Origin of the sequence: Clavibacter sp. MX14-G9D, from assembly GCF_032917815.1 — a bacterium.
Lineage (GTDB): Bacteria > Actinomycetota > Actinomycetes > Actinomycetales > Microbacteriaceae > Clavibacter > Clavibacter michiganensis_K.
In genome coordinates, this window is sequence record NZ_JAVCVL010000072.1 from 1 (window position 1) to 11,869 (window position 11,869).

Consider the following 11,869-nt stretch of genomic DNA (forward strand, 5'->3'; position numbering starts at 1 on the left):
CCACCAGCTCCGCGGCGAGCGCCCGGAGCGCGTCCCGTCCGGCGGCGGTGCGAGCTGCCCGGTCGGCCGTGGCGTCCACGCGCACGGCCGCGACCCGGACCGCGCCGTCCCCGGGCCTCACGACGCTCCGGCGCGGGTGGTCCGCGTCGAGGTCCCGTCCATCCGCCCATCGTGACAGGAGGGGGGACGTTCGCGTGATGTCCACCCCTCCGCCTTCCGCCGTGACGCCGACGCGTGCGACAGTCGGGCATGGTCAGGTGGATCCGGAACTCCGTCATCGGTCTCGTGGTGGTCGCCCTGCTCGGCGGGGCGCTCATCCTCGCCGGCTGGACGGTGTCCGAGACGCACTTCGCGCGACCCGACGCGGGCTTCGACCGGGAGGTGGCGCGGCTGGAGGCGCTGCCCGGCGTGCGCGTGGCCTCCGCCGAGCGCTGGGTGGAGGCGCCCACGTTCGCCGGCGCGCAGGCGCGCGTCGACGTGGAGGTCGCCGCCGACGACCTGCCGGGCGTGCTGGCCGCCACCTGCGACTCCGGGTACCCCGGGCCGGTCGCGTGGTCGCTGGTCGTCGACGCCGGCGCGTCGACCACGGTGATCGTGGACGACGACGTCCCCGCCGCGGGATCCCGCTGCCTCGACGTCGGGTTCGACGTCCCGGGCATCGTGGAGGCGGCCGGCACCCTCGTCCCGGGCGTCGACCTGCAGCCGGTCCTCCGCGAGGACGACAGCCTCGCGCTCGTGGCGGTCGAGCTCGAGGGCGGCGACATCGCCGGGTCCCTCCCGCTCGTCGCCCACGCCGACGACCTGCGCGACGCCGCCGGCCTCACCGCGGACCGGACCGTGCGGATCGAGACCATGACCCTGGGGATCACGATGGGACCGGGCGAGCACGACCGCTGGCAGGCGCTGGTCGACGGGCTCGTCGCCGAGGACGGGGTGACCCAGCTCTCCGCCGACGACGCGGACTCGCAGATGGACGGCGTTGCGAAGGTGCAGGTCGCCGTGCCCGCCGCGGCGCACGACGCCGTCGAGGCGCGGATCCGGGCGTCGGGCCTGAGCGTCGCCGACCTCCCCGTGCGCTTCCTCCCCGACGACGGCCCGGTCGCCGACGCGCGGTAGCCGGGCGGCCGCGGGCGCCGCCCTCCGCGGCGGCGACCGTCAGAGGCGCACGGGGGTGCGCCGCAGGTCCTCGTGGCGCGCGGAGATCGACGCGCCGAGCAGGACCAGCCGCAGCGTCCGCTCGGCGGCGTCCTGGAGGAGGCGCTCGCCCTGGTCGACGGCGTCGCTCAGGGGCATGGGGATGGTCATGATCGACGCGATCGCGTCGATGCCGATGTCGTGCACGGACGGGGCGCCCTCGCCGATCGACCCGGCGATGGCGAGCACGGGCACGCCCGCGCGCTGGGCCCGCGACGCGATCTCGGCCGGCACCTTGCCGCGCGGGGTCTGGTAGTCGATCGCGCCCTCGGCGGTGATGACGAGGTCGGCGCGCGCGATCAGGCCGTCGAGGTCCACGGAGCCGAGGCCGATGCCCAGCAGCGCGTCGAAGCGCGACACCAGGCGCGCACCGATCCCCGCGGCGAGCCCGGCCCCGAGGCCGCCCGAGGCCCCCGTCCCCCCGCCGAGGCGGAGGTCGAGCCCGACGACCGGCGGCGCGTCCCGGGCGAGGACGGCGGCCCAGGTCTCGAGCGCGTCGGAGAGCCGCTCGACCTGCTCGGGGGTGGCTCCCTTCTGCGGGCCGAAGACCCGGGCCACCCCGCGGTCCCCGCAGAGGACGTTGTGGATGTTGCAGGCGAGGACGACCTCGGTGGCCGCGAGGCGCGGGTCGAGGCCGGACAGGTCGAGCTCGTGCAGGCGGGCGAGGTGCTGCCCGCCGTCGGGCAGCTCCGCGCCGCCCTCATCGAGCAGGCGCGCGCCCATCGCCGACAGCGCGCCGGCCCCGCCGTCCGAGGTCCCCGAGTCGCCGCAGCCGACGATGATCGTGGTGGCCCCGTCGTCGAGGGCCGCGAGGATGAGCTCGCCGACGCCCCGCGTGGTCGTCCGTCCCGGGTCGCGGTCGCCGCGCGGCACGAGCCGGAGCCCCGCCGCCGAGGCCATCTCCACCACGGCGGTCGAGCGGGCGCTCCCCCCGAGGCGCGCCCAGTGCGCCTCGACCGGCTGGCCGACGGGGCCGGTGACGCGGGCGGCGACGAGGTCCCCGCCCGTGGTCCGCGCGAGGATCTCGGCGGTGCCCTCCCCGCCGTCGGGGATGGGCACCAGGTCGAGGTGCACGCCGGGGAGCACCCGGCGGACCCCGGCGCCGATGGCGCGGGCGACGGTCTCGGCGTCGAGGCTCTCCTTGAACCCGCTGGGGGCGATGAGGATGCGATGGGGCACGTTCATGGACATGGGACTACCTCGGGCTCGGTCGGGCGGATGGAGGGACGGGCGGGCGGAGGGACGGGCGCGTGGACGGACGGGTCAGGGGAGGAAGAGCGGCAGCCCCATCAGGGGCCACACCCACCAGGCGAAGGCCGCGATGATCGCGAGCATGACCGGGCCGAGGACCGCCGAGAGCCGCAGGAGCTGCGCCGGCTCGAAGCCCGGGGCGCCCTCGACGGCCGCGAACATCGCGACGGGCTTGGCCGAGCTCGTCAGCGTGTGGCAGAACCCGGCCGCGGCCGTGGAGGCGAAGGCCGCCGCCGCCGGATCGACGCCCACCCCCGGGGCGAGGGCGACCACGATGGGCACGAGCGCCGCGGAGCGGGCCGAGCGGGACTGGATGACCAGGTGGGCCGCGAGCGACACGGCGATCACGGCGAGCACGAACACCGGGCCCGCCGCGCCGCCGAGCGCCCCGAGGGGCGCGAACGCGCCCTGGGCCAGCCACTCGGCAGCGCCGGTGGAGGTCAGCGCGGTGCCGAGAGTCAGGGTCGCGGCGAGGAACAGGAGCAGCGTCCACGGCACCGCCTTCAGCGCCTTCCCGAGCGACGTCGAGCCGTAGCGGGGCGACGTGGCGACGAGGGCGCCGAGGAGCGCGACGACGGCCGGGTGGAGGCCGTGCAGCGGCTCCGTGCACCAGAGGACGATGACAGCGCCCAGCAGGAGCGCGGCCCGGGACTCGACCGCGGTGAGCGCGCCGGAGACGGGCGTGGGAGCGTGCGCCTGCAGGTCGGCGATGCCGATCGCGAGGTTCCGCCGCCGGTCGTCCGCGTCGGTGAACAGGAGCAGCACGATCTCGCACGCCACGTGGGAGCTGACGAGCGCGACGGGCAGCCCGAGCAGCATCCAGCGGACGAAGTCGAACCCCGTGCCCGTGGCCGTCTCCACGATCTGGCTCGTTATCAGGTGCGCCCCGGCGCCGAGGAGCGACGCCGCCGCGGACAGCAGGATGACCGTCGGGAACAGCAGCGACAGGGCGACGACGACCCTGCCGCGGTCGGCGAGCACGCGGGCGAGGGCGAGGAACACGGGGAGCGCGAGGGCGGCGCGGCCGGACGTCGCCGGCACGGCGAAGGTCGTCACGACGAGCGCCGCGGTCACGAGGTGGAACAGCTGCCGCGGCGTCCGCGCCCCCACGATCACGCTCGCGGCCCCGCGGAGCGCCAGCCCGGACGAGGTGACGCCGGAGGCGATGACGAAGGCCGCGAGCAGGAGCCAGACCGTCTCGTCGCCGAGGGACTGGAACAGCTCGTCGGTGTCGATGACGCCCATCACGACGAGGGCGGTGGCGGCTCCCAGGGCGACGTACGTGTCGTCGACGGGCGTGAAGATCCAGAACCAGACGGCGAGCACGAAGACGACCAGGGCGGCCGCCGCCGCGCCGTCGAGCCCCGCCCCGGGTCGGGACACCGTGGAGGCGAGCAGCACGACGACGACGATGCCCGCGACCGCGCCGAGGATGCGGGGCGTCCGCCGCGCCGTGAAGAGGCGGCGGAGGTCGCGGCCGTCCGCCGGATCGCCCGCGGGCGGGTCCGGCGGCGGCGGCGTGGTGGCGTACCGGACGCCGCTCATCGGAGCCGGTATCCCGCGCCGCGGACGGTCTCGACGCGGGCCGCGCCGATCTTGGCGCGCAGGGCGCGCACGTAGGCGTCGACCACGTTCGAGGCGGGATCGAAGTCCGGCCCCCAGATGCTGCCGATGATCTGGTCGCGCGACAGCACCTGCCCGGGGTGCCGGAGGAACAGCTCCAGCAGCGCGAGCTCGCGCGGGGTGAGGTCGTGGGCGTCCGGTCCGATCTGCACGCGCCGGCCGCGGACGTCCACCACCATGCCGTCGTGGACGAGCGCGGCCTCCGGCGTGAGCCGCTCGAAGTCGTCGAGCCGGAGTCGGACGCGCGCGAGCAGCTCCGCGAACTGGAACGGCTTCGACATGTAGTCGCTCGCCCCGCCCTCGAGGCCGCTGACGGTGTCGACGACGGAGTCCCGGGCCGTGAGGACGATCACGGGCACGTCCACGGCCTCGCCGCGCAGCTGGAACAGGACGGTGAAGCCGTCCATCACGGGCAGGCCGATGTCGAGCACGACGAGGTCGAACCGCCCGGTCCGCGCCATGAGCAGCGCGGTCTCGCCGTCGGCGACCACGGTGGTGTCGTAGCCCGCGCCGCGGAGACCCCGGCCGATGAACGTCGCGATGTTCCGGTCGTCCTCGGCGATCAGCACGTTCCTCGCCCTCACGGCGCCGCCCCGTCCTCGGGCGCGACCTCGTCGTCCGCCGCGCCGACCGCGACCGGCGCGGGCACGGTGATGCCGAACGTCGCCCCGTCCCCCGGCGTGCTGGTGAGCCAGGCGGATCCGCGGTGCGCGTCGGCGATGGCCCGCACGATGGCGAGCCCGAGCCCCGCGCCGTCGCGCCGCCCGGTGCCGTTGCCGTGGTGCGGGGCCGCGTCGTTGGCGCTGCCGTGGTGGAACCGCTCGAAGATCCGGCCGGCCTCGTGCTCCTCGACGCCGGGACCGTCGTCCGCGACCCAGAACACCACCACGCGGTCCGCTGCCCGGCCCTCGTACCGCGAGCCGAGCCGGATGGTCGATCCCGTCGCGGTGTACTGCACGGCGTTGGCGGCGAGCTGGAGGACGGCCTGCGTCACGCGCTGCTCGTCCACCCGGACCGTGCCCTCCGCGATCTCCATGAGCCGCCAGCGCCGGTCGCCGAGGGCCTGCGCCTTCGTCTCGATGTCGAGGGTGAGCGACGTGGCGTCCACCTCCTGGACCTTGACGAAGTTGGGCTGCTCGGCGCGCGCGAGCATGAGGAGGTCCGACACGATCCGCCCCATGCGGGCGAGCTCCGTGTCGACGAGCCGCAGCGTCTCGGCGCGCCGCTCGGGCTCGCTCTCGAGCAGCTCCAGGTGCCCGCGGACGACCGTGATCGGCGTGCGGAGCTCGTGGCTGGCGTCGTCGACGAACTTCTGCTGCGTCGTCGACGCCCGCTCGAGCCGGTCGAGCATCGCGTTGAAGGTCTCCGCGACGGCGGAGATGTCGTCGCGTCCGCTGACGGGCACGCGCCCGGTCAGGTCGTGCTCGGTGATGTCCTTCGCGACCTGGTGCACCTGCCGGATGGGAGCCAGGATCTGCCCGGCGACGAGCCACGCGATGACCGAGCTGAGCAGCAGGCCGCCCAGGGCGACCCAGGCGATGGTGACGATGGCGTCGTCGACCCCGTCCCGTTCCTGCTCGGTGAACTGCGCGATGACGAGCGCGCCGGTCTCGTCCCCGACGACGAACTCCGCGCGGCCCCACCGGACCGGTCCGTCCTCGGTGTCAGGGAGGGATCCGGACCGCTGCCGCGGGTCCAGCATGTCCTCCAGCAGGTCGTCCGAGTCGGCGAGGTCGGGGGTGGATCCGCGGTCCGGCGTCTGGGTGCCGACGACCTCCGCGCCGATGACCCCGGCCATCGACTCCCCGGTGCCGGGCGACTGCCGCGCGAGGTAGGTGGCCAGCAGTCGCTCGGCCGAGCCGAACGGGCGCGTGGTCGTCGGGTCGACGCCCTCCGTCGCGAACCGCGCGAACTCGTCGAACTCCTGGGCGATCTCGGCGTTGGCGTCCTGCTCGACCTGGGTGAGGAAGATGCTGCGGGCGGTCACGGAGACGGCGATGAGCGCCATCATCGTGGTCAGCAGGATCCAGCCGGTGATGCGCCACCGTGCGGGGATCGACGACCCCCGCTGCACGGACGCGCCCGGGGGCACCGGGGCGGCGGGCGCGGCGGCAGCCGTCGCGGGGCGGGGCACAGGGCCGGTCACGGGGCTAGTCGTCGGTGTCGCTGCCGGTGTCGTCGTCATCTTCGCCTCCCCCGTCGTCGTCGCCGTCCTCGTCGGCGGGCGGAGCAGGAGCGGGGACGGGAGCGGGCGCGGGCGCGGGAGCGCCGCCCGACGTGGCCTCGCCGGCCGGGGCCTCCACCGCCGGCGGCACGCTCGTCGGATCGGCGGACGTCGGGGCGGGCGTCGGCTCCACCGCGGTCGCGGGGTCCTCGGGCAGGGTCGCGGGGACCCGGATGGGCTCCTCGGGGACCACGGGATCACCCGGCGCGGTGGTCAGCGCCTGGCTCCCGAGGGCCAGGAGGACGGGGACGGCCAGCAGACCCGCGAGGACGGCGTACTTCTTCGTGAGGGCCACGATCCGAGCATGTCGGAGCCGCATGAAGGGAACATGAAGGACGGCGCCCGGCGGGGGCGCCGACCGCGGCGGGCGCCGGATCCAGCCCCGGATCAGCCGAGCTCGCGCACCAGCCGCTCGTCCGTCTCGGTCGCCTGCCGGGTGCGACCGGAGTCGTCCACGTACTCGTAGGCGCTCGTCGTCAGCTCGCCCGTGCCGCGGTAGCCCAGGCGCTCGTACAGAGCCCGGGCGCGCGGGTTGTCCGACGCGACCCCGACCGCGAGGCGGCCCGGCGCGACGCGCGCCTCGGCGGCGCGGATGATCGCCGTGCCCGCTCCCCGCCCGCGGGCCGTCGGATCCACGTGCAGGTTCCGCAGCTCGGGATCCGTCCCACGGAGGTCGAGCTGGCCGGCGCCGAGGTGCCGGTCGCCGTCCCAGGCGACGAGCAGCACGGAGTCCCCCGTCTCCTGCAGCTCCCACATCGCCCGCGCGAAGCCGCGGCCGGGCGGCTCCGCGCCCTCGAGCCGCGCCACCTCGGAGGCCGCGAGCGCGCGGACCTCGACCCCCGTCGACACCTAGATGACCGCCTCGCTCCAGTCGTCCGGGTTGCCGAAGCGGTGCGCGGTGATGCTGATGGCCTGCTCGCGCAGGAAGGTCAGCATCTCGACGCGCCCGGCCGCGGTGACCTCGTCGGCGAAGACGGCCACGTCGGGCGTCCCGCGGAGGGCGTCCGACAGCGACCGCGCCTCGACGAGCCGCGAGTCGCGGGCGGCGACGAGGCGCACGCGCTCCGTCGCGATGCCGGAGGAGGAGACGCGGGCGAGCCACGCGTCGTCGGTCTCGATGGTCACGTGCACGCTCGGCAGGTCGTCGAGCACCTGGCCGAGGCCGGCGGGCAGGATCCCCGGCACCGACACGTGCATCTCCGCGCGCGCCAGCCGCCCCGCCGCGAGCACCCGCAGGAGCTCCGCGAGCGAGCCCGACTCGGTGAGCCGCACCGTGACGGGCAGCGGCCGGTAGCGGAACAGGTTCCGCTCCACGCCGAGGGCGCTCGGGTCCTTCACCTGCCCGAACTCCTCGTGCCACGCGACCGCGTCGCTGAGCGCCGACCGGCGGACCAGGTCGAAGTCCTCGTACCGGATCGCGGGCTGCGCCGACTCGATGAGCTCCGTGACCCGCGGCGACAGGCCGCGCAGGTGCAGGGAGCTCGAGTGCCGGCCCGCGTCGGACACCCAGGAGCCGAGGCCCATGAGGTAGTTCGGGCCGCCCGCCTTCGTGCCGGACCCGACCGAGGAGCGCTTCCAGCCGCCGAACGGCTGGCGCTGCACGATGGCGCCCGTGATCCCGCGGTTGACGTACAGGTTCCCCGCCTCGACGGTCTCGAGCCACTGCTCGAGCTCCCGCGCGTCGAGGCTGTGCAGGCCCGCGGTGAGGCCGTACGGGATGGCGTTCTGGAAGCGGATCGCCTCCGCGAGGCTCCGCGCGCGCATGACCCCGAGCACGGGCCCGAAGAACTCGGTGAGGTGGAAGTACGACCCCGGCTGCACGCGATCCCGGACGCCCGGGGACCACAGCCGGCCGCTCTCGTCCATCTGCTCGGGCTCGACGAGCCACTTCTCGCCCACGCCGAGCTGGGTGAGCGCGTGCTTGAGCTTGCCCGCGGCCGGCTCGATGATCGGCCCCATCTGCGTGGTCGGGTCCGACGGGTACCCCACGCGCAGCGACGAGACGGCGTCGGTCAGCTGCGTGAGGAACCGGCGGGACCTGCCGACCGAGCCCACGAGGATCACGAGGCTCGCCGCCGAGCACTTCTGGCCGGCGTGGCCGAACGCGCTCTTCACGACATCGGCGGCGGCCAGGTCGAGGTCGGCGCTGGGCGTGACGATGATGGCGTTCTTGCCGCTGGTCTCGGCGAGGAGCGGGAGGTCGCTCCGCCAGGAGCGGAACACCTCGGCGGTCTCGTAGCCGCCCGTGAGGATCACGCGGTCGACGGCCGGGTGCGCGACGAGGTGCTCGCCGTACTCGGCCTCGCCCGCGTCGACCAGCGCGAGGAGCTCGCGCGGCACGCCGGCCTCGCGGAGCGCCTCGACGAGCACGGCGCCGGAGCGGCGGGCCTGCCCGGCGGGCTTCAGGACCACGCCGCTGCCGGCCGCGAGGGCCGCGAGCACGCTGCCCGCGGGGATGGCGACGGGGAAGTTCCACGGCGGCGCGACCACGGTGACGCGCGACGGCACGAAGCGGGCGCCCTGCACCCGGTCGAGGTCGCGGGCGCGCTCGGCGTAGTAGTGGGCGAAGTCCACGGCCTCGCTGACCTCGGGATCGGCCTCGGCGATGGTCTTGCCGGTCTCCGACGCCATGACCTCGATGAGGCGCGCGCGGTTCCGCTCGAGGGCGACGCCCACGCGGTGCAGCAGCGCCGCGCGCTGCTCGCCCGGGCGGGCGCCCCACGCGGCGGCGGCCGTGCGCACGCCGTCGATGACGTCGTCCAGCTGGTCGGTCGAGCCGATGCGCGCGGCGTCGATGGTCGCGACGCCGAGCTGCGAGGCGGCCACGCGCGACAGGATCTCCCGGCCCCAGGCGCGGTTCGTCGGCAGGGCCGGATCCGTGTCGGGCGCGTTGCGGAACGGCGTCGGGGAGGCGTCGGGGTCCCCCAGCGCCTCGGGCGTCAGCAGGGAGCCGCGCGTGAAGCCCTGCACCACGTTGGTCAGCTGCGGGTCGACCTCGTCCTCGGGCTCCTCCGGCGTCTCGGGCGCCGCGAGCGGGTCCACGTCGTCGAGCTCGGGCGGGAAGCGCCGGTCCTGCGTGCGGTTCGGCGCCGGGATCGCGTCGTCGACGCCCGCGAGCGACGCGCGGAACCGCGACTCCTCGCGCGCGAACAGCTCGGCCGACGTGCTCAGCTCGAACACCGCCGACATGAAGTTCTCCTGGCTGGCGTTCTCCTCCAGGCGGCGGATGAGGTACGAGATGGCCACGTCGAACTCGGTGGGGTGCACGACGGGCGTGTAGAGGAGGAGCCCGCCGACGGTGCGCTTCACGGCCTCGGCCTGGCCGGTCGCCATGCCGAGCAGCATCTCGAACTCGATCCGGTCGGTCACGCCCCGCTCCTCGGCGAGGAGCCACGCGTAGGCGACGTCGAACAGGTTGTGACCGGCGACGCCGACCTTCACGGCGTCGGCCGCGGCGGGCTGGAGCGCGTGCTCGAGCATCCGCTTGTAGTGCGTGTCGGTCTGCTCCTTGGTGGCCCAGGTGGCGACCGGCCAGTCGTGCATGGCGCCGTCCACGTGCTCCATGGCGAGGTTGGCGCCCTTGACGATGCGGACCTTGACGGGCGCGCCGCCCGCCGCGCGCCGCGCCGTAGCCCACGTCGTGAGGCGCTGGAGCCCCGCGAGCGCGTCGGGCAGGTACGCCTGCAGCACGATGCCCGCCTCGAGGTCCTTCAGCTGCGGCTGGTCGAGCACGCGCGTGAACACCTCGATGGTGAGGTCGAGGTCCTTGTACTCCTCCATGTCGAGGTTGATGAACTTCGGCGCAGCGGCCTCCGCCGCCAGCTCGTACAGCGGGGTCAGCCGCTCGACGACCTTGTCGACGGCCTCGTCGAACGCCCACATCGACAGCTGCGACACGACCGACGACACCTTGATGGACACGTAGTCCACGTCGTCGCGGGCGAGGAGCTCCCGGGTGCCGGCCAGGCGGCGGGCCGCCTCCTGCTCGCCCAGCACGGCCTCGCCGAGGAGGTTCAGGTTGAGGCGGGATCCGCCGGCGCGCAGCTTCTCGATGGCCGGGCCGAGCTTGTCGCTCGTCGCGTCGACGATGAGGTGGCCGACCATCTCGCGGAGCACGCGGCGCGCGACGGGCACGACCACCTGCGGGAGGACGGGCCCGAGGATCCCGCCCGCGCGGATCGCGCCCTGCATGTACCAGGGGAGGAAGCCGGGGGTCTTCCCGGTGAGCGCGGCGAGGCTGTTGCCGGCGACGGGCAGGTCCTCCGGGCGGACGACCCGGTCGACGAAGCCGATGGTGAAGTCGAGCCCGTGCTCGTCCTTGAGGACGCCCGCGAGCCGCTCCGCCGACGGGTCGGCGGGGTGCGTGGCGGCCTCGGCGAGCCACGTGCGCACGAGGGCGACGGCCCGGTCGGCGAGGTCGTCGCGGTCCGGGGCGATCACGGGGACGGCGGAGGTCCCGGGGGCGGATGCGGTCTCGGCGGTCATGCGGGCCTCTTCGTCTCGTCTCGTACGGGGCCGACCTCGTCGGCGGTCGCGCTGCACGCGCGCCCTCCCAGTGTGCGACCATGCTCCCATCGGATGCGCTGAACGTTTCCGATGATCATCGTGCGGCCCTGCCGATGATTCCACGCATCGGCCGGAACGGCGGGAGGCGCACGTGCTCGAGATGCGGCGCCTGCGCCTCCTCCGCGAGCTGAAGCTCCGCGGGACCATCGGCGCGGTCGCCGACGCGCTCTCCTTCAGCCCCTCGTCGGTGTCGCAGCAGCTGTCGCAGCTGGAGCGCGAGGCGGGGGTCACGCTCCTGCGGCGGGTCGGCCGCCGGGTGGTGCTCACGCCCCAGGCGGAGATCCTCGTGGAGCACACGACCGCGCTCCTCGAGCGACTGGAGCGCGCCGAGACCGAGGTCAACGCGTCGCTCGCGAACGTCTCCGGCACCATCCGCATGGCCGCGTTCCAGTCGGCGCTCCTCGCGCTCGTGCCGCCCGCGCTCACGATCCTGCGTGACGACTACCCCGACCTGCGGGTCGAGATCACGATGCGGGAGCCCGAGTCGGGCCTCCACGACGTGTGGGCGCGCGACCACGACCTCGTCATCGCCGAGCAGTACCCGGCGCACGCGGCGCCCCGGCCCGCCGACCTCGACCGCGAGGAGCTGTGCGTGGACCCGCTCCGCTTGGGCCTCCCGCCCGGCCGCGACGACATCCGCTCGGTCTCGGACGCCCGGCGCCTGCCCTGGGTGATGGAGCCCGCGGGGACGGCGTCGCGCCACTTCGCGGAGCAGGTGTGCCGGGTCGCGGGCTTCGAGCCGGACGTGCGCTTCGTGACGGCCGACCTGCAGGCCCACATCGACCTCGTGCGCGCCGGTCACGCGGCGTCGGTGCTCCCGGACCTCGTCTGGGCCGGGCGCGAGCCCGACGTGCGGCTCGTCGGCCTGCCCGGCTCGCCGCGCCGGACGGTGTTCACGTCGTCGCGCGTCGGGAGCCTCGACCGGCCCGGGATCCGCGCGTGCCGCGACGCCCTCGCCCGCGCCGTGGAGGTCATGGGCCACGGCGCGGGCTGAGGACGCCCCCCCCCTGC

At 75.1% G+C, this 11,869-nt stretch carries 9 protein-coding genes; 2 read left to right on the top strand and 7 right to left on the bottom strand.

Annotation, left to right across the window (positions count from 1 at the left end; genetic code table 11):
• Nucleotides 1-249 precede the first annotated feature (249 nt).
• Nucleotides 250-1,116, top strand: a complete 867-nt coding sequence (locus tag Q6969_RS07915) for a hypothetical protein (protein WP_317229945.1) — start codon at nucleotides 250-252, stop codon at nucleotides 1,114-1,116.
• A gap of 39 nt (nucleotides 1,117-1,155) precedes the next feature.
• On the opposite strand, the gene Q6969_RS07920 is transcribed toward Q6969_RS07915, so the two are convergent.
• From Q6969_RS07920 to Q6969_RS07950, 7 genes are all read right to left on the bottom strand, one after another.
• The gene (locus tag Q6969_RS07920; protein WP_317229946.1) at nucleotides 1,156-2,385 is read right to left on the bottom strand and encodes a glycerate kinase; all 1,230 of its coding nucleotides are present in this window, start codon (nucleotides 2,383-2,385) and stop codon (nucleotides 1,156-1,158) included.
• A gap of 72 nt (nucleotides 2,386-2,457) precedes the next feature.
• Nucleotides 2,458-3,990 carry an SLC13 family permease gene (locus Q6969_RS07925; protein ID WP_317229947.1) on the bottom strand — a complete coding sequence of 511 codons (1,533 nt, stop codon included), beginning with the start codon at nucleotides 3,988-3,990 and terminating at the stop codon, nucleotides 2,458-2,460.
• The gene (locus Q6969_RS07930; protein WP_317229948.1) at nucleotides 3,987-4,652 is read right to left on the bottom strand and encodes a response regulator transcription factor; all 666 of its coding nucleotides are present in this window, start codon (nucleotides 4,650-4,652) and stop codon (nucleotides 3,987-3,989) included. Before Q6969_RS07930 ends, Q6969_RS07925 begins: the two co-directional genes overlap by 4 nt.
• On the bottom strand, nucleotides 4,649-6,214 hold the full coding sequence (locus Q6969_RS07935) for a HAMP domain-containing sensor histidine kinase (protein ID WP_317229949.1): 1,566 nt from the start codon (nucleotides 6,212-6,214) through the stop codon (nucleotides 4,649-4,651). Before Q6969_RS07935 ends, Q6969_RS07930 begins: the two co-directional genes overlap by 4 nt.
• Before the next feature lie 4 nt (nucleotides 6,215-6,218).
• Nucleotides 6,219-6,587 (bottom strand): hypothetical protein, encoded by a 369-nt coding sequence (locus Q6969_RS07940; protein WP_317229950.1) that lies wholly within the window; start codon nucleotides 6,585-6,587, stop codon nucleotides 6,219-6,221.
• 92 nt (nucleotides 6,588-6,679) lie between these two features.
• The gene (locus Q6969_RS07945; RefSeq protein ID WP_317229951.1) at nucleotides 6,680-7,141 is read right to left on the bottom strand and encodes a GNAT family N-acetyltransferase; all 462 of its coding nucleotides are present in this window, start codon (nucleotides 7,139-7,141) and stop codon (nucleotides 6,680-6,682) included.
• Entirely contained in the window at nucleotides 7,142-10,777 is a 3,636-nt protein-coding gene (locus Q6969_RS07950; RefSeq protein ID WP_317229952.1) for a proline dehydrogenase family protein, read from the bottom strand.
• 172 nt (nucleotides 10,778-10,949) lie between these two features.
• Here Q6969_RS07950 and Q6969_RS07955 point away from each other — a divergent pair, with 172 nt between their 5' ends.
• Nucleotides 10,950-11,852 carry a LysR substrate-binding domain-containing protein gene (locus Q6969_RS07955; protein WP_104289563.1) on the top strand — a complete coding sequence of 301 codons (903 nt, stop codon included), beginning with the start codon at nucleotides 10,950-10,952 and terminating at the stop codon, nucleotides 11,850-11,852.
• Nucleotides 11,853-11,869: the final 17 nt, after the last annotated feature.

What these genes read in the sequence shown, in the direction of transcription:
- Q6969_RS07915 (WP_317229945.1), top strand. Translation starts at nt 250, where the DNA reads ATGGTCAGGTGGATCCGGAACTCCGTCATCGGTCTCGTGGTGGTCGCC.
- Q6969_RS07920 (WP_317229946.1), bottom strand. Translation starts at nt 2,385, where the DNA reads ATGTCCATGAACGTGCCCCATCGCATCCTCATCGCCCCCAGCGGGTTC.
- Q6969_RS07925 (WP_317229947.1), bottom strand. Translation starts at nt 3,990, where the DNA reads ATGAGCGGCGTCCGGTACGCCACCACGCCGCCGCCGCCGGACCCGCCC.
- Q6969_RS07950 (WP_317229952.1), bottom strand. Translation starts at nt 10,777, where the DNA reads ATGACCGCCGAGACCGCATCCGCCCCCGGGACCTCCGCCGTCCCCGTG.